A 20420-nucleotide genomic window follows, 5' to 3' on the forward strand; every position below is an offset into this window, starting at 1 on the left:
TTGATTGCTAATTTACTATAAATTAACAAATTATATATTTTATTTCTTAGTAATCAACAACGAAACAATACGAGTGACGAGGGGCCCTCCTCTCTCTCCCAAAAAAAAGAATAATCGTTATAACATGGTCTTTAAACTTAAAATTTTATTTATTACCGTTGTACATTTTAGTATAATATTCATTGGCCAGCCGTCCGGACTCAAAATTGGGAACTATATCGGCCGCCGCTTTTTTAAGAATGGCCAGCCACTGTTCCGGGTGATCATAATACATGGGTAATACCACATTTTCAAGGGTGTCCATGAGGTTACGGTTTTCGTGAACATCTTTTTCCACCTCCGAAAGTGTGTCTGGTGCCGGTTGTATCAGGAAGCAATTATCCTTGTCGCGGGCGAATTCAGGTACCCAGCCATCCGGCATAGACAGGTTAATACTGCCGTTCATCGCAGCTGTCATACCGCTCGTCCCCGAAGCTTCATGGTAGAGCCGGGGATTATTGAGCCAAACGTCCGAACCTTTTTTTAACAATGCGGACAGCTGCAACTCATAGCCGGTAAGTACCGCGCAACGGGCAAACGGTTGGGCGCTGGCGATGATCTGGTTGAACAGCCCGATCGACTGCTCATCACGGGGGTAAGGCTTCCCCGCCCATATTAGCTGCACCGGCCGGTTCGTCTGGTTTAGCAGGCTGATAAACCGGGCCCAGTCTGCCATCAGTAAATCGGCACGTTTATAACCGGTAAAGCGCCTGGCCCAAACTATGGTAAGTATGTTTTCATCAAACAACTTACCGCATTGATCGGCCACCACCTTAAACAACTCCCGTTTCATTTCTTTTTTTCGACGGATGATCGCCTGGTCATCCCCGATAGCGATCGCGTTATCAAGCGGGGCATCCTTCCAATAATTTTTGTTCTGCGCGTTGGTGATCGGGATGATATCGCAGATACCGGGGTTGTCGCCCCACATTTGTTGTGCCACTTTGCCATGAAGCCTGGAAACGCCATTCGCCTTCCCTGAGAATTTGAGTGCCGCAAGGGTGTAGTTAAATTGATCGCCCGCTAAACCCAGCAGGCTTTTGACCTCATGTTCCTGCAGGTGGTAAAAAAAAGACATTTCTTTTAGCAGACTGTATTTATGCGATTCGTTGCCAGCCATCTCCGGTGTATGGGTCGTGAAAACCACTCTTTTTCTTACCTCTTCCAGGCTTTTGTATTTGGCATAGAGGTAGAAGTTAAGCGACAATGCGTGTCCTTCATTCATGTGATAAACATCCGGCGCCATGCCCAATATATCCAGCAAGCTGGCGCCACCGATCCCTAAAACAATGGTCTGCGCAATCCTGCTCGCCTCATTGGGGTCATACAGGTAATGGGTGATAGATCGTGAAAGTTCATCATTCTCCTTGATATCGGTGCTTAGCAGAAACAGGGGGGCGGTACCAAAGGTCTCCGGGTGCAGCAGGTAGGCTTTAACCTGCACCGGAGCGTCATGCACCCTGACTGTAAAAATGATACCGGTATCTTTTAAAAAAGTATATTCTTTTTTGATGAACGTGGTTTTCATCAAGCCCTCGCTGTCCCTGGTTTGGTCATAATAGCCATATTTCCAAAGGATTCCTATACCTAACAGGTTTTGCTTAAATTCATATGCACTGCGCATGTGTGAGCCAGCTAAAAAGCCTAATCCGCCGCAATAGATTTTGAGCGCTTGGTCAACAGCGAATTCCATCGAGAAGTAGGCGACACTCGTGGCATATTTTTCATCCGGCGAGTAGCCGAAAATTTCAGGTTTGGTCATCATCATTTTGAGCGTTAGCTTGTTTTTTCGGCCGCGGGCCGGTAATCATCTACTGCCAGTGGCAATGTTTTTCGTTGGTGTTTATCAGAGCTCTTTTCATTATAATCAGCATTTAATTAATAGATGCTGCCGCCCGTACCAGCCTGGCCATCATTAATTCCTCATCAGTTTTAATGACACGGACCATTACACGGCTTGTTGCTGTTGATATGGTATTTTCATTTGCTGCATTCTTTTGCAAATCCAGCTCCAGCCCTAAAAAACGGAGGCCCTTACAAATTCGTTCGCGGATGATGGCAGCGTTTTCGCCGATGCCGCCGGTGAATACCAGCGTTTCTAAGCCTTCCAAAGCGGCAGCGAGCGAACCGATGTGCTTCCTGGCACTGTAACAGAAAACCGCGAGCGCTTCTTTCGCCTGCGTATCTTCGGGTTCCATTTCCAGTAGTTGCTGTACATCGCTTACGCCGGCAATGGCTTTTAAGCCGGCATGTTTGCTGAGCAGTTCCTCCAGTTCGGCCGGTGTCATCTGGTACTGATTTAACAGGAACAACAATACGCCCGGGTCCAGATCCCCGGAGCGGGAACCCATCACTAAGCCGCCGAGTGGACTAACTCCCATTGTGGTATCCACACTGCACCCTTGATCTACCGCGGCCATGCTGGCGCCATTGCCCAGATGAGCGATTATCGTTTTTTGCCGGGCTGCAACCGGATCTTGCGCCATTAGCTCTTCCAGGATATAGGCGAAGGAAAGACCATGGAAACCGTATTTAAACAAACCTTTTTCACGGTATGTTACAGGCAACGGGTAGTTTTTCGCGATAGCAGGCATATGGCGGTGGAAGGCGGTGTCAAAACAGGCTATCTGCCGGCGCCCCGGATAAGCGGCCCGAAATGCCCGTATTGTTGCAAGTTCAACCGGTAAGTGATTTGTTGCCAGGTATGTATATCGTTCCAGGTCGTCGAGCAGCTCATCGGTGATTATTTCAGGTTCGCGGTGGTCCGGTCCGCCCTGTACCAGCCGGTGGGCGATGGTGTTTATCGTATGATATTTTTTTTGACCACTTAGCCAGGTGATCAGCTCGCTGACAGCGGCCTGGAAACCGGTATAATGTGCTGAACGGCTTTCGAGTATCTGCCCTGCGGCATCTTTAATTTCCAGCCCGGAATTTTCCTGCCCGATGCGGCTAATTTGGCCGCTGAGTTCCAGCAAACAGGTATTCGCCCGGTAAATGCTGAATTTCAGGCTCGAAGAACCGCAATTGATACATAAGCTATAATTTTCTGCCTGTTCAGCCATGTCCTCTCCGGTGATATTATGATGGGATATAATTCGTATTTCTGCAAAGGTAGTATAGGCCATAGCCGCGTAAAATGATCTGACCAGGTAAAAAAACTGACGGCGGTCATTAACCGGTGGTGGCCTTGATACAACTGGATGCTCCATGGCATAAGTTATTCATCCTTGAAATTGTGTCATCCGGATCCCAAAGAAAAACAGGCAACGCGCTGATAGCCGGAAAATGAGCAGTATCATGCGTAACGCAGTTGCGGGTCACGAAAAACGCGTGGGGCCTTACCGAACTTTGTCTTTATCAGCGAACGGATCAATCAAATTGCCGGCTCGTTTAATTAACAAATTTAATCTATACAGATATGAAAAAGAATATCGGTATACCCTACAAAGTAGCGTGCGTTTTGGTGGCTGCCGCCATTTTGGCTTTATATTTTTTTAGCGTTATTTCCGGCCTGCTGGCTATGCTATTGCTCGTGATCGCCGCTGGTCTCCTGCTAACCGGCCTGGCTAGTTTTTGTCAATTGTTTTTTCCGTCAAGGATACGGACCCGGAAATCCCTGATCAAATAAGTATAATGATAAATGTCACTTTCCGGGCTGCTGCCGGTCATTCCGGTTTTGGGAGGTCCGCCGTAATCTTGTCATATGAAAAATCATGTTAATATTAAACACATCAAAAACCTGAACAATGACGGTTTGAGAGGCACTGCGTTTTATAAACAAGAGTTGGGCATCCTGCAGGAAAGACTGCAAGAGATCGCGGCCGACAACACGACGCGCGAAGTACAGGAAGAAGTAGAGCATTTCCAGAACCAGTTTCTGATCCACGGGAATTACCTGGATGAGTTAAAGCAAGATATTCACGTCAATGACCAGGACATCGAGGCCGAGCTGCTGCTTACAGGTACTATGGTTTCAGAAGCCGTTGCTAACGAACATTCCCTGATCCATGAGCGTTACCTCAATGAAGAAAAAATATTTAACGACTTACGTCATGAATTTAACTCCATGGCTGCGAAGTGGATGTGAAGATGTTTAAGTAAATTTTACCGAAGTTCCGTTATGAGCAGCTGAATACCTGCTCATAACGGAACTTCCTGACATTGGCTGCTGACGGGCTTAAAGAAAGCCACCTTTTGAGCACTGCCCAAAAGTGTGTGCATTAGCCGGATGGCCACAACTGATTTTCCGCTGTGCGCTTCAGTAGCGGCGATATATATTGTTTTGCCCATATCCGATTAGTAGGCCGTCCAACCACCGTCAGCGGTCAGCACCGCCCCATTAATGAAAGCTGATTTTTCTGAAGCCAGAAATAAAGCCAGTTCTGCAATCTGCTCCGGATTTGCAGCCGGCGGGGCATTACCGGCTCCAGCGTTCATTCTTTCAAAACCGAAGGGGTGGGGTTCCATGCCTTGAATAATGTTGGTATTTACGCCACCGGGCGCTATCGCATTGCAGCGAATGTTTTTTGTGGCATATTGGTAGCCGATATTTTTGGTGAGGCCGACCAGGGCGTGCTTGGAGGCTGTGTAAGCGGCGCCTGCCCGGCCGCCGTACAGACCGCCAATTGAGGCGATATTGATGATCGTTCCTCCTTGTTTCTTCAGGAAAAGTTGAACGGCCTCCCTACAGGTGAAAAAAGGACCATTTAGATTGGTGCCCAGCACTTTGTTCCATAATTCATCACTGACCGCGGCCACCGGGGTGAAATTATCCATAACGCCGGCATTATTGACCAGGATGTCGAGCGTTTGGTAGCTATCAAGCACAAATTTTATAACCAGTTGCACGTCCTCTTTGCGGGCGATATCCGCAGCAATGCACAGTGCTGTTCCTCCTTTCGCGTTGATCCCCGCCGCAACGGTTTCGATATTTTGGTGGTGGATATCGGTCAGTACAACTTTGGCGCCTTGCTCGGCAAAAGTTTCCGCGATGGCTTTCCCGATCCCTGATCCGGCTCCGGTCACCAGGGCTGTTTTTTGTGTCAATAGCTTCATAATTGTAGGATTTGATTAAACAAAAGTCCTGCGTAAATCGGAGTTAAAGAATGATCACGGTCATCCAAATGGATGATGCCATACCGTAAAGATCAGGCAGCAAAATACGGCAGTCATTTTGCAGAAGTTGCCAAACCTCGCTTTTTCGGGGTATGGTTACGTCTCTTCGCTGTTTTGGGTGTGCTTATGTCCATTTGTTTTATACAACTCCACGCTAAAGGTGACAATTGTCATCTCTATAAATAACAACGATCATTTATCCGATGAAGGGTTGATTGTAGCTTCGTCTTAGTTTACAGTGGGCTTTAGCAAAGCAGTCTACAGTGCTATCACTAACGATTATTGCGGCTTTTGAATGTCAGGTTCAGTGCCGTGGCTCCTGCCGGACAACCGTGTAAAATGGCAGGGGGATTATTCCACAAGTAAAAAACTAAATTATCGCAAATATATAGTTCAACCCTAATGGCTCAGTAATCAAAAAAGCAATTATGAATACATTATCTCAAAAAGAACTGACTGATATTAATGCCTACTGGCGGGCAGCAAACTACCTGGCAGCAGGGCAGATATATTTACAGGAAAACCCCTTACTAAAGGAGCCTTTAAAGCCAGGGGATATTAAGCCACGCTTGCTTGGCCACTGGGGTACTTCTCCGGGATTAAACCTGATCTATGTTCATTTGAACAGGCTGATCAAAAATACGGGCGCAAATGTGCTTTATGTTTGTGGACCGGGGCACGGTGCTCCCGCCATTGTAGCCAACACTTACTTAGAGGGCACCTATTCAGAAATTTATCCGGAGGTTGGACAAAACGCGCAAGGCATGCGGCAGTTGTTCCGCCAGTTTTCGACACCGGGAGGTGTGCCCAGCCATGTAGGAGCTCATGTGCCCGGATCGGTGCATGAGGGCGGTGAATTGGGATATGCGTTGAGTCACGCATTTGGAGCAGTATTTGATAATCCTGACCTGCTGGCCGCCTGCGTTGTTGGAGATGGGGAAGCGGAGACAGCTCCGCTGGAAGGTAGCTGGAAATCGATCGCATTCCTAAACCCCGTACGGGATGGCGCCGTATTACCGATACTGCACCTAAACGGTTATAAAATATCCGGTCCTACAATACTTGCCCGGATGACCGATGTGCAATTGACCCAGCTATTCTCTGGTTATGGCTATGATGTGTTTTTTGTGGAGGGGGATATACCTGCGATGGTTCATCAGCAAATGGCAGGGATATTGGACGAGGCGTACCGGAGGATCAGGTTGATACAGGAAAAAGCCAGGACGGGCGGTATTACAACACCTATCCGGTGGCCGATGATTATTTTACGGACGCCAAAAGGCTGGAGCGGACCGAAAGAATGGAAAGGGGTTCCAATTGAGGGTACCTTCCGGGCGCATCAAGTGCCGCTTACCGGGGTAAAAGAAGATCCGGATAAACTGATATTACTTGAATCCTGGATGCGCAGCTACCGGCCAGAAGAATTGTTTGATGACGCTGGAAAATTGATACCCGAATTGGCCGCCCTGGCGCCGCAAGGGGATAAGCGGATGAGTGCATTGCCTGATGCTAACGGAGGGGTGCTGCTAAAGGAACTTATTTTACCTGATTTTAGCTCATACGAATTAAAAATAAGAGGCCCTGGTGAAACAGAAGCGGAAAGCACCCGCAATTTTGGCAAATACCTCCGCGATGTTTTTACCCTTAATAAAGATGCTAAAAACTTCAGGCTTTTTTGCCCGGACGAAACGACCTCGAACCGCCTGGAAGCAGTTTTTGAAGTAACCAACAGGTGTTCTATGGAACAGATTTTGCCAAAAGATGACAAGCTGGCCGACGATGGGCGGGTGATGGAAGTATTAAGCGAACATTTGTGTGAAGGATGGCTGGAAAGTTATTTACTCACCGGGAGACATGGCTTGTTCCCCTGTTATGAGGCTTTTGTCACCATTGTAGATTCTATGGTGAGCCAGTATGCCAAATGGATAAAAACATCGCGTGAGCTGCCTTGGCGCAAGCCTGTAGCATCGTTGAACTATTTACTGACTTCACATACCTGGCGACAGGATAATAATGGCTACAGTCATCAGGGGCCTGGTTTTATAGATACGGTGGTGAACAAAAAAAGCTCCGTAGTCAGGATTTATTTGCCGCCTGATGCCAATACCCTTTTATCGGTTATGGACCATTGCCTGCGCAGTAAAGATTATGTAAATGTGGTGGTGGCAGGAAAGCAGCCGGAATTGCAGTGGTTATCTATGAAAGAAGCTATTGAGCATTGTGCCAAAGGAGCTTCGGATTGGAAATGGGCGGGTAATAGCCATGGGCAAATGCCTGATGTAGTATTAGGCTGTGCCGGTGACGTACCCACATTGGAATCTGTTGCTGCAGCGAAATTATTAATGGATCACTTTCCCGATCTGGTGGTTAGGTTAGTTAATGTGGTGGATCTGATGGCCCTCTCTCCGCAGGCTTATCACCCACATGGGATGAGTGATGAATTGTTTAGTGAACTGTTTACAAATACAGCGCCCGTAATTTTCGCATTTCATGGTTACGTACGCATTATTCATGATCTGGTGCATGGCCGCCCTGATCCTGCCCGTTTTCATGTGCGTGGCTTTATGGAGGAAGGAACCACAACTACGCCCTTTGATATGGTGGTATTGAACCAGATGAGCCGCTATCATTTAGCGATGGAAGCAGTGAAAAGAGTGCCACGGATGCATCAGCAAGCAGATGGTTTTATCAACTGGTGCGAATCCAGATTAAAGGAGCATCACAACTATATCTGTGCTCATCTGGATGATATGCCCGAAATTAAGAACTGGAAATGGACCAGGACTGAAACGGTAGTGGAAGATTGATCGTTTTTGCATACCCGCCAAATTACCAATAAGTAGTACGCATCATCATAATGATGCGTACTACTTCGATTCAGGGTCTGACGTTAAACAATTCCTGATGTGATGTTTATCATTTAATTGCCGGGGCATTATTGCAAAATTTACAACAGGGGGAATATTCAACCGGATACATTATGAAAACTATTATCGTTCTCCATGACAACTCGCCGGCAGACCTTCATGCAGCCGCTTTCGCCAAGATGATCGCCAGGAAGATCCAGGCAAAAATAGTGATTTGTCATACTTCAAAAGTACGGAACCAGAAACGCGAAAAAGTGCGGGCTGGAACACATCTCGCAGCGGATGAGCATGAACAGTTTGTAAATAAAGTATTGGATGAAACAGATGTGCCAAATTATTCTGAGCGTAACAATAATCCCGTTATTGAAGAAATGAGGATTACTGATTTCAATATTCCCCGCTTTGCGGAGATGGTCAATAAAGATCAGGTATATATGATCATCAAGGGTTTGCCTTCTAAAGTAAAAAAGATCGATGCGGAAGGCAAACTGGATGCCTATTGCGTATTGAACCGGGTGCTTAGCCCGCTCATGTTGATCCCGGAGGATTGGCCGCTGAAAGATCTGGAACGCCTGGTTTATATAGCGGACCTCCGCTATTGCCGTATAGCTATTGTTAAATACCTGGTTGAGCTGGCTAAGCCATTTTACGCCAGCTTAACCATTGCCCATTTATCTGCCAAGGGATTGCCACATATTATTGAGTCATATGCACAAAGTATATTTTCAGAAGAAATAGTTTCTCGTTTTGATTATGACCGGCTGTTTTTTAACAATATACAGGAACGCGATCTGATCAAAGCGGTTGACGTGATGATCAACGGTATGCATAACGATTTGCTGGTTGTGGTCAATCACCGCTTTCATTTTGAGGAAATTATAGGTGAATATTTAGGACATTCCCTGCCCGTTCATATCTCTGTGCCATTGCTCATTTTTCCATGCTGATTAAACTATGGAAGTAATGGCCGATACTGAAATGAAATTTTGGGAGCTCGATACAGAAACGGCTTATCGGCAGCTATCCACCGATTCTAAGGGCTTATCAGATCGGGAAGCTGCCATCCGAAGGCGGAATTATGGGCCCAACACAATCAGGAACAATCCAAAAATATCTTTTTTTCTTTTATTTCTGGCACAGTTTAAAAGCCCGGTTACGCTGTTACTAATTGCAGCCGCTTTGCTTTCTGCTGGCTTGGGTGATGTGGCGGATACTGCAATTATCCTCGCCATTGTTCTAATCAGTGGGTTTTTAGGCTTCTGGCAGGAAAAAGGAGCCGCGGACGCTGTTAAGGAACTGTTAAAATTGGTACAGCTGCACTGTGATGTGCTGCGGGATGGTCAATTTAAAGCCATTCCTGTGGAAGAAGTTGTCCCTGGGGATGTAGTTAGCTTAACCGCGGGAGACTTTATTCCCGGAGATAGTTTACTGATGGAATCGCAGGACTTGTTTGTGGATGAAGCGGCATTTACCGGTGAGACCTTTCCGGTTGAAAAGCGTTGCGGCGCTGTTGCTGCCAATGCTCCCATGGCCAAACGGAGTAATACCTTGTTTATGGGATCACATGTAATCAGCGGCAGGGCCAAAGCATTGGTCATCCAAACAGGAGCCGGGACAGAATTTGGAAAAATATCCGCAGAATTAATGAGCAGGACACCCGAAACTGATTTTGAAAAAGGGATAAGAAAATTCGGCTACATGTTAATGGAGATAACCTTACTGCTTGTTATTATCATATTCGCCGCAAACGTACTGCTTCATAAACCTGTATTGGATTCCTTTTTATTTTCCCTGGCATTGGCTGTAGGGCTTACGCCGCAATTGTTGCCAGCCATTATAAGTGTGAACTTAGCTGCAGGGGCAAGAAGGATGGCCCAGCAGCAGGTGATCGTTAAACGCCTGTCTTCTATAGAGAACTTTGGCAGCATGAGCATCTTATGCACGGATAAAACCGGGACAATTACGGAAGGAAAGGTAACCCTTGCAGAGAGTCTTGATTGTAATGGCAGGCATAGCGATAAGGTGTTGCAATATGCATGGCTTAATGCTAAAATGCAGCAAGGCTTTCATAATCCCATTGATGAGGCAATATGTAATACGCACGTGGAAACGCTAAGCGACTATCATCTCCTGACGGAAATTCCGTATGATTTCATCAGAAAAAGACTGACTATTCAAGTTAAAAATGACACCTGTAATATGGCAATAACGAAAGGCTCTCTGCAAGGTATCCTGGCGTTATGTGACCAGGTGGAAACAAGCGAGGGAAAACGGGCGGATATCCGGGAAATGGAAACGGTGCTTCATGAACAATATACCCGGTTAAGTGAAGCTGGCCTCCGGACGTTGGGTGTGGCTTATAAACCTATTGACGGTAAACTCATCATAACAAAAGATGATGAGCGAGGGATGATCTTTTTAGGCTTTATAACCTTATTTGATCCACCCAAGGAGGGGATTTATGAAACAATTAAAAAACTGAATACACTTGGAGTCAGTTTGAAAATAATTACTGGGGACAATGCCCTGGTTGCTAAAAGCCTGGCGCTACGGATAGGTATTGGGCACCCTAAGTTGCTCACTGGATCCGCTATACAAAAAATGAGCAATGCTGCACTGAGCCATCAGGCGCCCCTTACAGATATATTTGCGGAAGTGGAGCCTAACCAGAAAGAAAGAATCATTATGGTTTTGAAAAAGGTAGGGCATGTGGTTGGTTTTATGGGGGATGGCATCAATGACGCCCCGGCCTTACATGCTGCAGATGTCGGAATCTCTGTAAATACAGCGGTGGATGTAGCCAAAGAGGCCGCTGATATCGTATTACTGAGCAGGGACCTGAATGTGTTGCTGGAGGGGATCCTGGAAGGGCGCAAAACGTTTGCCAATACCATGAAATATATTTTTATGGCCACCAGTGCTAATTTTGGCAATATGTTCAGTATGGCGGGCGCATCCTTGTTTTTGCCTTTTTTGCCGCTGTTGCCAAAGCAGGTACTGCTCACGAACCTATTAACGGATTTTCCAGAAATGGCGATCGCGACGGACCGTGTTGACGACATCAATATCCAGACGCCGCAACGCTGGGATATGCGGTTTATCCGGCGTTTTATGATCACCTTTGGCCTGTTAAGCTCGGTTTATGACTACCTGACCTTTGGGGTCTTATTATTCGTCATCCATGCCAATGAAAAAGTATTCCAAACCGGCTGGTTTACCGAATCCGTTATTTCGGCGATCTTAATTGTACTGATTGTGCGTACACGCCTGCCATTTTTTAAAAGCCTGCCCGGTAAGTATCTTTTTACAGCAACGATAATTGTCCTTATAGTGGTCTTGGCCTTGCCTTTAACGTCGTTAGCTACCTGGTTTGGTTTTGTTCAGTTATCCTTCGCATTTTACTGCTGGATGTTATTAATCATTGTATGCTATATGTTTAGCGCTGAACTTGCTAAATACTTTTTTTACAGGGGAGCGTATCATCTTTTGAAAAAGGGTCGCTTTAAATTTTTAACCAAATGAATCAAACCGAGATCCGTTTCCTGGAAGGACCGCATTCACGCTTGCAGGAATTGAAGTTTACTGTGCAAACCATGATTGACCTGATTCATGGTTTGCGGGCATTGCATTTTATTGGTCCGTGCATCACCATATTTGGCTCTGCAAGGTTCAAAGAGGATCATCCTTATTATGAAATGACCCGACGTGCTGGCGCAGCATTTGCCAGCCTGGGTTTTACCATTTTAACTGGCGGTGGTCCGGGTTTAATGGAGGCAGCCAACAGGGGGGCAAAAGATGTAGGTGGGCGGTCTGTAGGCTGCAATATACAGTTGGCGGCTGAACAGCTGCCAAATGCCTATCTGGATAAATGGGTGTATCTGAAGCATTTTTTCGTGCGCAAGGTATTGCTTGTGAAGTATTCTTTTGCTTTTGTTGTAATGCCCGGGGGATATGGTACCCTGGATGAATTTTTTGAGGCCCTTACCCTGATACAGACCCATAAGATCCATAATTTCCCGGTCATCATATTTGGAAGGGAATATCATCAGGAATTGCTCGACCACATAGCTGTCATGAAAAAGGACGCTACCATAAGCGAGCCGGATACAAGGCTTTACCTGGTGACCGACGATATTGAGGAGGCTGTAAACCTGATCCGTGAAAAAAGCATCAAGCAATATGGATTAAAACCCAAACGTGTAACAAAACCACTAAGATGGCTTTTTGAAGATTCGTGATAACAGGTAATGGGAGGGGGCTACTTATGCTTATTAAATTTGCAAAATTGTATGCCAAAGCAGGGTTTATACTAAAAACAGATGCTCAAAAAACAGGGTAGTGTGGAAATATAAATCTGCGACTATATTATCTAAAGTATGATAAAACAAACTAATGCTGATCGGCAATTTTGTAGGAGTGCTTATTATAACCCAGAGATATTTTTTCAATAAAGCCGGCTTCTACCAATTTTTTTAACCGGGTGTTAAATGAACTGATGCTCATCTTATACCCTTGATCGCACATTGCAAGCCAAAGGCTTTCCGCGTTTTTCTCCCCCGGTAATGTGGTCATATAATCGATGATCTGCTCGTTAATTATCCGTTGTTGTTCCTGCGGTTTGGTAGGGCGTGATTTAGAGGTTCTAAAAGGAAATGGGATATTCATACTTGTATCGCAATCAATAATAGCTACCGTAGTTTATTTAATCCCGTTAAAATAGCGTTGAAATTTGAAGCAAATCTGAAGTTGAAGCAGAATGACTTAAAGAAGGTTATATCAGGTTTTTGTTAAAATCTGTTAAATACCCTCAATTTCATGCCAACTACAGAATGTTAGGATAGTATTGTGAAAATAGAAGGTCCCGGGCGGTTATGTTCTGGTGTTTGTCGATACAAAAGCCCTCTCTGCCGGCACATCGTTTATAATGTTTAAAGGCTTTTTAAATTTAATAGAAACTTATTGATGTAACCTGATTTTAAATTTATGGACAGAAAAGAATTTCTTTCAGCTATTGGTATTACTGCCGTGTCATTCGCCCTTATCAACTGCGTAGGTTGTTCCAAAAAATCGGACGGCTCCGCATCTGGTGTTACTGGCCCTTCCGGCGTAGACTTTACACTTGATCTTAGTACATCAGCTAACTCAGCACTGCTTACTAACGGCGGTTACCTGGCATCTAACGGAGTTATTGTTGCCAAAACATCCGCCGGTACGTATATCGCTGTTCAGCAATCCTGTACTCACGAGAGTTATCCCCTGATTTATCAGGGCAGCAGCCAGCAGTTTTACTGTAATAACCATGGTTCGGCTTTTACAGAAAAGGGTGTTGTTAAAAATTCGCCGGCAAACCGTAGCCTAACGGTATATCAAACTACATTAACCGGAACATCGCTGAGGGTGTTCTCTTAAAAATTGGTAAAAATGAAACTATTAACAATTTTTCTTTTCTTGTTTACAACCAGTACCGCCACATGGCTGGGTGATTTCAATAAAGCACAAACTGAGGCAGCAGCAGCACATAAACTTATCCTGGTTAATTTCTCCGGATCAGATTGGTGTGGCCCATGCATTCGTTTGAGGAAGGAAATTCTGGAATCGGAAAAATTCAATGATTTTGCTACAGATCGCCTGGTGTTGGTTCGTGCCGATTTTCCGCGGCAAAAGAAAAATCAATTGAGCAAAGAACAGGTAAAACTGAACGAAGCGCTGGCCGACAAATATAATCCCGACGGCAAGTTTCCATTTACGCTGCTGATTGATGAGCATGGTAAAGTATTAAAAGAATGGGATGGATATCCCGATGAAACTGCCGACCAGTTTATTAGCCAAATCCAATCTTCTGCAAATGCCAGCCATTGAAACCATTAAAAAGGCAACAACCGCTTACAAGCGGGTACTGAAGTTGATGGGGAACCGGTTTGAGATTAGCGTGGTAGGTGATAACCAGGATTGGGCAGATAGTTGTATTGATATGGCTGTTGCCGAGATTAGCCGGATTGAAAAACTGTTGACCACCTTCAGCGATGATAGCCAAACTAACCAGATTAATGCGGCTGCGGGTATCCGGCCGGTAAAGGTTGATCTTGAAGTATACCAGCTGATAGAGCGCTCATTGAAAATATCTGAGCTTACCCAGGGAGCGTTTGATATTACTTATGGTTCTATTGATAAAAGCCTTTGGAATTTTGATGTGAACATGAAAAGCTTGCCGGCTGCAGAAACAGCCCGGGAGACGGTACGCCTTATTAATTACAGAAATGTAATCATGGATGCCGAAAATACCACAGTTATGCTCAAAGAAAAAGGTATGCGCATTGGTTTTGGAGGAATAGGAAAGGGCTATGCGGCAGATCGCGCTAAAGCTGTGCTACAGCAAAATGGAGTAAGTAGCGGGATAGTAAACGCAGCTGGCGACTTGATTACCTGGGGAATGCAACCCAACGGCAACCCCTGGACAATTGCTATTGCCGATCCGGATAAGCGAATGACGCCATTCTCTACACTCAATATCAGCAATATGGCTATTGCTACATCCGGTAACTATGAAAAGTTTGTCATCATCAATGGTAAAAAATATTCGCACACTATTGACCCAAAAACCGGCTTTCCGGTAAGCGGAATTAAGAGTGTAAGCATTATTTGCCCCAGCGCGGAGTTTGCCGATGCAATGGCCACACCCGTCACAGTTATGGGAGTTCATGTAGGACTTAACCTCGTAAACCAATTGCAACAGCTTGCTTGTGTAATCATTGATGACGATAATCAACTCTATACCTCCCAAAATATTAACATTAAAAATTAGTAGATGAAAAAAATACCCCTGAATAAATTAATACTCATAGCCAGTTTACCAGTCTTCGGCTTATCGTCATGTATGTCTGTAAAAGCTTATCAAAAAAACCGCCTGAATGATGCCGAAATGGAGTTGTCTGCCCGTAAATCGCAGAAGTTTGAACAAAGTTTTCAATTATACAGAGAAGGTGGCTCGGGAGCCAATGGTGGTAAAAGCGGCGGTGGCTGCGGATGTAACTAAAAACGCGGCTTGATATGAGAAAAATATATTTATGTGTGGCTGCCCTATATTTAGGGATTGTTGCTTCGCACGCGCAAACTAAAACTTTACCGGTTAAGGATAGTAGCAATTATGAAGCACGGAAGCTTAAAATTGAAGAGATCAATATCATTTCGGCTTATTACCACCAAAATGGTAACAACTCTGCAGTAACCGGAGGCATCGGCACCGAAAACTTAACTGATTTTGCCAATACATTTGATTTGCAACTTTCAAAATATGGCGTAAGTGGCAAGAAACATACTTTTACTTTCGAGCTGGGGGTAGATCACTACACCTCTGCATCATCAGATAAGATAGACCCGAACAGTATTTCCTCCGCCTCCAGGCAGGATACCCGAGTATACCCATCATTGAACTGGACCGTTTCAAACGACAAAACCGGCAACGCTTTCGGATTAACTGGATCTTATTCGCATGAGTTTGATTATCAGTCTTTTGGTGGGGGTATAAATCTTACCCGGGTATCTAAGGATAAAAATACCCAGTTTGATTTTAAGGGTCAGGTTTTTCTTGATACCTGGAAAGTAATTTTACCGGTTGAACTGCGACCGCCAGGATATGGTTCAGGATCTGACCGCGATGGGCGAGGCGCCGTTGACCATAGTCCGCGTAATTCATTCAGTACCTCTTTTTCTGTTTCACAGGTGCTAACGCCCCGGCTTCAGGCTTTACTGATCATCGAGCCATCTTATCAGCATGGTTTGCTGGCCACCAAATACCAGCGTGATTATTTTACCGATGGCTCTGAACGGGTAGAAAGCCTTCCCGGTAGTCGATATAAACTCCCCATAGCCGTACGATTTAACTATTTCCTGGATGATCATTTTGTGATCCGGACGTTTTACCGTTACTATATGGATAGTTGGGGTATCCGGGCCCATACCGCAGAGTTGGAAATACCTATTAAACTAACTTCATTTGTATCGGTGAGCCCTTATTACCGGTATAATAACCAGCAGGGTACACGCTATTTTGCACCTTATGGGCAGCATAATCCTACCGATACATATTACACCAGCGATTATGACCTATCTACATTACATAGCAATTTTGTTGGGGCCAATATAAGGTTGTCTCCGCCTACAGGTGTGTTTGGTTGGCAGCATTTCAATTCGCTGGAGATTAGGGCAGGCCACTACATGCGCTCCACCGGATTGAATTCAAATATTGTAACGCTGGCCATGAAGTTCAAATAATATACCCGTTAATAAAACAAGTGAAAATGCATCACGAGCACCATGTAACCAGTTCAGAAACCATCAGAGATATCGTGATCGGTATGTCTGATGGGTTAACAGTCCCTTTTGCTTTAGCGGCAGGTTTAAGCGGAGCTATCAGTTCTTCGGGTCTCGTGGTCACCGCGGGTATCGCGGAGATCGTTGCGGGTTCTATAGCTATGGGCTTGGGTGGTTACCTTGCCGGGCGAACAGAGGTAGATCATTACCAGTCTGAACTAAAGCGGGAATATGAAGAAGTAGAGCGCCTGCCTGAACAGGAAAAGGCAGAAGTGAGAGAAGTATTTGCAGGCTTTGGTCTTTCGGAAACTTTACAGCATCAAATTGCTGATGAAATGACAAAAGACAAAAAACAATGGGTGGAGTTTATGATGCGCTATGAATTGGGATTGGAAGAACCCAATGCCAACCGGGCAAAAAAAAGTGCCGTTACTATTGGCATCTCCTACATTGTTGGAGGCATTATCCCCCTGACACCATACATTCTTATTAGCCATGCTCAGGAAGCTCTTTTTTATTCTTGTGGACTTACATTAATTTGCTTATTTATCTTTGGCTACTTTAAAAGTAAGATGACGGGCCAACCGGCATTAACCGGGGCATGCAAAGTAGTTGTAATTGGCGCACTTGCCGCTGGGGCTGCTTTCATGATGGCTAAGCTAATTACCGGAAAATAAAGCCTGCTAACTTAGTGTAAATATGAATGCCATTCCTGTTAAAACAAAAATTGCATCAAATCAGGTTCTGAAAATCAGCCCGTTTAAGGAAGTGATCAAGCCCACTGTGCCGCATAAACATGTTGGTTACTTCGAGCTGATCATATTAAGTCAGGGTTCGGGATTTCATACCATTGATGACAGCACATTCGAGGTGTTGCCCCCAGCTATTTATTTTTTAAAGCCTGGCCAAACGCACTGCTGGGATTTTTCCAGGATACCCAAAGGCTTTGTTATCCTGTTCAGAGAGGAGCTGCTGAACAGGGAAGGTTTGGAGATTGTTTATCATTTGCCTTCGCACTTAATTCCTGCAAATAGTGACACGCTTTTAGAGTTGGTAAAAAGATTTCACCAGGACTATCAATCCGGCACATCACTCACTATACTTAAAGTTTATTTACAACTGATTCTGTTAAAGATTGCAGAGAGGGAAAATGCCTTACCACAAAAAGATGCAGCGTTTAATGCCGTTTATTACCAATTTAAAAGCCTGGTTAATGAAAACTACCAACAGATAAAAAAGATACAGGATTATGCCGATCTGTTAAACGTGCCAACATCCCGGTTAAATATGATCTGTAAGAACGCTTCAGGTAAAACCCCTTCCATGTTGTTAAATGAGCGCATCCTCTTAGAATCCAAAACGTTGTTATCCAATACTCCATTGTCTATCAAAGAAATTGCCGCCGTTCTCAATTTTTCTGATACTTCACACTTTGTTAAATTTTTCAGGCTCAATACCAATTTAACACCGGGTAAGTACCGGGAGCTTGCCTTGGCATCGGCAGGCAAAACAGTTTAATTATACCGCAAATGATAGGTATTATACCGTGATCAACATGCGGTAAACTCTACTTTTACAGGTGCTATCTGCATGCTATCATGAAAGTACGTTTACTACTCGGTTGTTTTATCTTGTTTTTTTCTTATACCCATTCATTTGCGCAGAGAGCGATTTTGAAAGGTAATGTGACGGATGCCAAAAGCAAATTGCCGGTTGAATATGCGAGTGTTGCCCTGTTCAAAACAACAGATTCCACACTGGTTGCCGGCCAGGTAACCATGGCCAATGGCGAATTTGAGTTTGCCAAAATACAACAAGGCAGCTATCGCCTCAAAGTTGTATTTATAGGCTATGAAACTAAATATCTGAAAGATATTAATGTATCATACAGCCAGCAACTGAACTTAGGCGATATCCAGATCAATCCCTCGGGTAAAATGCTGAACGAGGTTGCTGTTTCTGGCCAGAAAATAACAGCATTAAATAAAATTGATAAACAAAGCTATAAAGCCGGGCCGTTTGAGTCTGCCAAAGGCGGCTCAGCTATTGATGTATTAAAAAATTTGCCATCTGTTGCTGTCAATGCCGAGGGCGACATTAGCGTACGTGGCTCAGCTGGCTTTATGGTACTCATTAACGGTAAACCTGTTTTGGCCGATGCACAAACGGTGCTAACACAGTTACCGGCCAATGTGATAGATAATATAGAACTGATAACGGCGCCATCAGCTAAATATGATCCGGATGGCCGGGGCGGCATCATCAATATAGTTACTAAAAAGGGTACGGCGGATGGCCTTACACTTACAGCCAATGCACAGGGCGGGCTGCCCAGTACAACCTACTATGGCAACCTGGAGAAGCCGAAACGCTTTGGAGGCGATGCCACCATTAATTATAGGAAAAATAAGTGGGATATTTCGGTGGGGGGTAATTATACCCGGAATGATAATGCAGGTTATCGGGAAGGTGACGTTTATACAAAAAATTTCACCAACAATACCATCACCCGTTTCCCATCTAACGGAGAAAGAAGTTTCGACCGGTATAATTATGCCGGAAGGGCATCCGTAAGTTATGCTGCCGACCCGAACAATGTAATTTCGGTGGGACTGTACAGTGGCAAAAGATACCAGGCGCGCCTGGCCGATCTGCTGTACAGCAACACCACTTCAAACCTAAGCAACAATACACCTATCAAAAGCACAACCTATTATAACTCAAACCTACAAACCAAAGAAGGCGCTTTTAATCTGGGGAATATTGATTATGCCCACACCTTCACCAATAAATCAACCCTGATAGCCAGTTTGCTGTATGAGCATGATAACTTGTACGGGGCTACCCAAAATCGAAATTTAAAATATCCAAATACAACCGACACTATACAATATGTAAATAACCCTTATAAAAGACCCATCAATGCTTACCGGTTAAAACTTGATTATAGTGTAACCCTTGGCATGGGGAAACTGGAAAGCGGTTACCAGTTCAGGCATGATACCCAGGATGGTATTTTTGATTATTTTGTAACACCGGCCACCTCGCAACCCGATCTGGACAGGTTTAGCGGCAGTACCCACGCTAAAAATGATATCAATTCATTTTATAGTCAATATACAGGCAAATTACAAAAGCTGGAATACGTTGGGGGCTTGCGTTATGAATATGCAGCACGCACGGTTAACTTGTCATATGACCTCAATCCTCATATCCTGAATCTGTCCAATCTATTTCCTTCTGCCAGTTTGCTGTATCACATCAACGAGGGTTGGAACCTTAAGGCGGGCTACAGCAGGCGGGTACAGCGTAATAGCAATTTAGAATTAAACCCTATACCCGAGCGCGAACATTCAGAAACACTGGAACAGGGCGACCCCGACCTGCTGCCGGAATTTATTGACCTGGCCGAGTTGGGTATGAACCGGAGTTTTACCAAAGGCTCCTTCTTTACCACGCTATATTACCAGCATATTAAAAACCCCATACAACGGCTCAACAGCGTGTATGCCGATACCATCCTGAACCGGGTGTATACCAATGCCGGAAGCGCCAGGTTATTCGGACTGGAGGGGGGAATGAATTTATCGCCCTTTAAATGGTGGAACATTTATCTTGGCGGCAACCTGTATAATTATAAAATACTTGGTAACATTGCCATTTTAAATGAGCCTTTTATCATCTCCAATACAAAGTGGGCCTATTCGGTTAATGGTAACACCAGCTTTCAACTGAGCAAAACGCTTAGTTTGCAAGCTAACGTGAACTATCTTTCTAAAAGGCCAACAGCCCAGGGAGAAGATGGACGGTTTTTTGTACCGAATACCTCTGTGAAAAAAACATTCATGAAAGGGCGCCTGTCTGCATCGCTGCTATGGCAAAACATGAACATGGGGGTGTTAGGCGCAAACAAACAGCGTATTACTACTGCCGGGCCTAATTTTTACACTACAACAAACTACATCTCTGAAACAGATATACTCCTGCTCAACCTTAGTTTTAGTTTAAACAGGTTTACCAGTAAATTAAAATTACCCACCAGCGAAACAGGTGATAAAGAGTTTTAATAAAGATAGGTTACAAAATAAT

Annotated in this window: 19 protein-coding genes; 14 read left to right on the forward strand and 5 right to left on the reverse strand. The window is 44.8% G+C overall.

Going from position 1 to position 20420, the window contains the following annotated elements; all coding sequences use genetic code 11:
* Positions 1–145: 145 nt before the first annotated feature.
* Together glgP and AC1DYB_RS14645 are read right to left on the reverse strand one after the other, a co-directional pair.
* Positions 146–1807: an alpha-glucan family phosphorylase gene (glgP, locus tag AC1DYB_RS14640; RefSeq protein WP_477435995.1), complete on the reverse strand. Its 1662-nt coding sequence runs from the start codon at positions 1805–1807 to the stop codon at positions 146–148.
* 106 nt (positions 1808–1913) lie between these two features.
* Entirely contained in the window at positions 1914–3248 is a 1335-nt protein-coding gene (locus AC1DYB_RS14645; RefSeq protein WP_477435997.1) for an acetate/propionate family kinase, read from the reverse strand.
* Positions 3249–3457: 209 nt separating this feature from the next.
* On the opposite strand from AC1DYB_RS14645, the gene AC1DYB_RS14650 reads away from it, so the two are divergent.
* Complete coding sequence (locus tag AC1DYB_RS14650; RefSeq protein ID WP_477435999.1) at positions 3458–3667, forward strand: YgaP family membrane protein; 210 nt, start codon at positions 3458–3460, stop codon at positions 3665–3667.
* Between the two features lie 75 nt (positions 3668–3742).
* The gene (locus tag AC1DYB_RS14655; RefSeq protein WP_477390419.1) at positions 3743–4126 is read left to right on the forward strand and encodes a hypothetical protein; all 384 of its coding nucleotides are present in this window, start codon (positions 3743–3745) and stop codon (positions 4124–4126) included.
* A gap of 53 nt (positions 4127–4179) precedes the next feature.
* Here the strand turns inward: AC1DYB_RS14655 and AC1DYB_RS14660 are convergent, their stop codons facing one another.
* A complete protein-coding gene (locus AC1DYB_RS14660; RefSeq protein WP_477436001.1) occupies positions 4180–4329 on the reverse strand; it encodes an AAA family ATPase in 150 nt (49 codons plus the stop codon).
* A gap of 6 nt (positions 4330–4335) precedes the next feature.
* Positions 4336–5094 carry a glucose 1-dehydrogenase gene (locus AC1DYB_RS14665; RefSeq protein WP_477436003.1) on the reverse strand — a complete coding sequence of 253 codons (759 nt, stop codon included), beginning with the start codon at positions 5092–5094 and terminating at the stop codon, positions 4336–4338.
* Positions 5095–5582: 488 nt separating this feature from the next.
* On the opposite strand from AC1DYB_RS14665, the gene AC1DYB_RS14670 reads away from it, so the two are divergent.
* The 4 genes from AC1DYB_RS14670 to AC1DYB_RS14685 all read left to right on the forward strand — a co-directional run bounded on the left by AC1DYB_RS14670 (position 5583) and on the right by AC1DYB_RS14685 (position 12259).
* Positions 5583–7961: a phosphoketolase family protein gene (locus AC1DYB_RS14670; RefSeq protein WP_477436005.1), complete on the forward strand. Its 2379-nt coding sequence runs from the start codon at positions 5583–5585 to the stop codon at positions 7959–7961.
* A gap of 173 nt (positions 7962–8134) precedes the next feature.
* A complete protein-coding gene (locus AC1DYB_RS14675) occupies positions 8135–8968 on the forward strand; it encodes a hypothetical protein (protein ID WP_477436007.1) in 834 nt (277 codons plus the stop codon).
* A 16-nt stretch (positions 8969–8984) separates the two neighbouring features.
* A complete protein-coding gene (gene mgtA, locus AC1DYB_RS14680; protein ID WP_477436009.1) occupies positions 8985–11543 on the forward strand; it encodes a magnesium-translocating P-type ATPase in 2559 nt (852 codons plus the stop codon).
* A complete protein-coding gene (locus tag AC1DYB_RS14685; protein ID WP_477436011.1) occupies positions 11540–12259 on the forward strand; it encodes an LOG family protein in 720 nt (239 codons plus the stop codon). The genes mgtA and AC1DYB_RS14685 overlap by 4 nt, the downstream gene beginning before the upstream one ends.
* Positions 12260–12410: 151 nt before the next feature.
* Here AC1DYB_RS14685 and AC1DYB_RS14690 read toward each other — a convergent pair whose 3' ends face one another.
* Positions 12411–12686: a helix-turn-helix domain-containing protein gene (locus AC1DYB_RS14690; protein ID WP_295711488.1), complete on the reverse strand. Its 276-nt coding sequence runs from the start codon at positions 12684–12686 to the stop codon at positions 12411–12413.
* Between the two features lie 318 nt (positions 12687–13004).
* On the opposite strand from AC1DYB_RS14690, the gene AC1DYB_RS14695 reads away from it, so the two are divergent.
* The 8 genes from AC1DYB_RS14695 (at position 13005) to AC1DYB_RS14730 (ending at position 20398) form a co-directional block, all read left to right on the forward strand.
* A complete protein-coding gene (locus tag AC1DYB_RS14695) occupies positions 13005–13430 on the forward strand; it encodes a QcrA and Rieske domain-containing protein (protein WP_477436014.1) in 426 nt (141 codons plus the stop codon).
* Between the two features lie 12 nt (positions 13431–13442).
* Positions 13443–13880 carry a thioredoxin family protein gene (locus AC1DYB_RS14700; RefSeq protein WP_477390405.1) on the forward strand — a complete coding sequence of 146 codons (438 nt, stop codon included), beginning with the start codon at positions 13443–13445 and terminating at the stop codon, positions 13878–13880.
* Positions 13867–14823: an FAD:protein FMN transferase gene (locus tag AC1DYB_RS14705; RefSeq protein WP_477436016.1), complete on the forward strand. Its 957-nt coding sequence runs from the start codon at positions 13867–13869 to the stop codon at positions 14821–14823. Before AC1DYB_RS14700 ends, AC1DYB_RS14705 begins: the two co-directional genes overlap by 14 nt.
* A 3-nt stretch (positions 14824–14826) precedes the next feature.
* On the forward strand, positions 14827–15054 hold the full coding sequence (locus AC1DYB_RS14710; protein ID WP_295711496.1) for a DUF4266 domain-containing protein: 228 nt from the start codon (positions 14827–14829) through the stop codon (positions 15052–15054).
* A gap of 14 nt (positions 15055–15068) precedes the next feature.
* Positions 15069–16292: a DUF3570 domain-containing protein gene (locus tag AC1DYB_RS14715; RefSeq protein WP_477436019.1), complete on the forward strand. Its 1224-nt coding sequence runs from the start codon at positions 15069–15071 to the stop codon at positions 16290–16292.
* A gap of 26 nt (positions 16293–16318) precedes the next feature.
* Entirely contained in the window at positions 16319–17008 is a 690-nt protein-coding gene (locus tag AC1DYB_RS14720) for a VIT1/CCC1 transporter family protein (protein WP_477436021.1), read from the forward strand.
* Between the two features lie 22 nt (positions 17009–17030).
* Positions 17031–17849 carry an AraC family transcriptional regulator gene (locus AC1DYB_RS14725; protein ID WP_477436023.1) on the forward strand — a complete coding sequence of 273 codons (819 nt, stop codon included), beginning with the start codon at positions 17031–17033 and terminating at the stop codon, positions 17847–17849.
* Positions 17850–17929: 80 nt separating this feature from the next.
* A complete protein-coding gene (locus AC1DYB_RS14730; protein WP_477436025.1) occupies positions 17930–20398 on the forward strand; it encodes a TonB-dependent receptor in 2469 nt (822 codons plus the stop codon).
* Positions 20399–20420: the final 22 nt, after the last annotated feature.

The organism is Mucilaginibacter sp. P2_A4 (genome assembly GCF_056405015.1).

Excerpts from the sequence above, each read along its gene's own strand:
- glgP (WP_477435995.1), bottom strand. The coding sequence starts at position 1,807 with ATGATGATGACCAAACCTGAAATTTTCGGCTACTCGCCGGATGAAAAA.
- AC1DYB_RS14645 (WP_477435997.1), bottom strand. The coding sequence starts at position 3,248 with ATGGAGCATCCAGTTGTATCAAGGCCACCACCGGTTAATGACCGCCGT.
- AC1DYB_RS14650 (WP_477435999.1), top strand. The coding sequence starts at position 3,458 with ATGAAAAAGAATATCGGTATACCCTACAAAGTAGCGTGCGTTTTGGTG.
- AC1DYB_RS14655 (WP_477390419.1), top strand. The coding sequence starts at position 3,743 with ATGAAAAATCATGTTAATATTAAACACATCAAAAACCTGAACAATGAC.
- AC1DYB_RS14660 (WP_477436001.1), bottom strand. The coding sequence starts at position 4,329 with ATGGGCAAAACAATATATATCGCCGCTACTGAAGCGCACAGCGGAAAA.
- AC1DYB_RS14665 (WP_477436003.1), bottom strand. The coding sequence starts at position 5,094 with ATGAAGCTATTGACACAAAAAACAGCCCTGGTGACCGGAGCCGGATCA.
- AC1DYB_RS14670 (WP_477436005.1), top strand. The coding sequence starts at position 5,583 with ATGAATACATTATCTCAAAAAGAACTGACTGATATTAATGCCTACTGG.
- AC1DYB_RS14675 (WP_477436007.1), top strand. The coding sequence starts at position 8,135 with ATGAAAACTATTATCGTTCTCCATGACAACTCGCCGGCAGACCTTCAT.
- mgtA (WP_477436009.1), top strand. The coding sequence starts at position 8,985 with ATGGCCGATACTGAAATGAAATTTTGGGAGCTCGATACAGAAACGGCT.
- AC1DYB_RS14685 (WP_477436011.1), top strand. The coding sequence starts at position 11,540 with ATGAATCAAACCGAGATCCGTTTCCTGGAAGGACCGCATTCACGCTTG.
- AC1DYB_RS14690 (WP_295711488.1), bottom strand. The coding sequence starts at position 12,686 with ATGAATATCCCATTTCCTTTTAGAACCTCTAAATCACGCCCTACCAAA.
- AC1DYB_RS14695 (WP_477436014.1), top strand. The coding sequence starts at position 13,005 with ATGGACAGAAAAGAATTTCTTTCAGCTATTGGTATTACTGCCGTGTCA.
- AC1DYB_RS14700 (WP_477390405.1), top strand. The coding sequence starts at position 13,443 with ATGAAACTATTAACAATTTTTCTTTTCTTGTTTACAACCAGTACCGCC.
- AC1DYB_RS14705 (WP_477436016.1), top strand. The coding sequence starts at position 13,867 with ATGCCAGCCATTGAAACCATTAAAAAGGCAACAACCGCTTACAAGCGG.
- AC1DYB_RS14710 (WP_295711496.1), top strand. The coding sequence starts at position 14,827 with ATGAAAAAAATACCCCTGAATAAATTAATACTCATAGCCAGTTTACCA.
- AC1DYB_RS14715 (WP_477436019.1), top strand. The coding sequence starts at position 15,069 with ATGAGAAAAATATATTTATGTGTGGCTGCCCTATATTTAGGGATTGTT.
- AC1DYB_RS14720 (WP_477436021.1), top strand. The coding sequence starts at position 16,319 with ATGCATCACGAGCACCATGTAACCAGTTCAGAAACCATCAGAGATATC.
- AC1DYB_RS14725 (WP_477436023.1), top strand. The coding sequence starts at position 17,031 with ATGAATGCCATTCCTGTTAAAACAAAAATTGCATCAAATCAGGTTCTG.
- AC1DYB_RS14730 (WP_477436025.1), top strand. The coding sequence starts at position 17,930 with ATGAAAGTACGTTTACTACTCGGTTGTTTTATCTTGTTTTTTTCTTAT.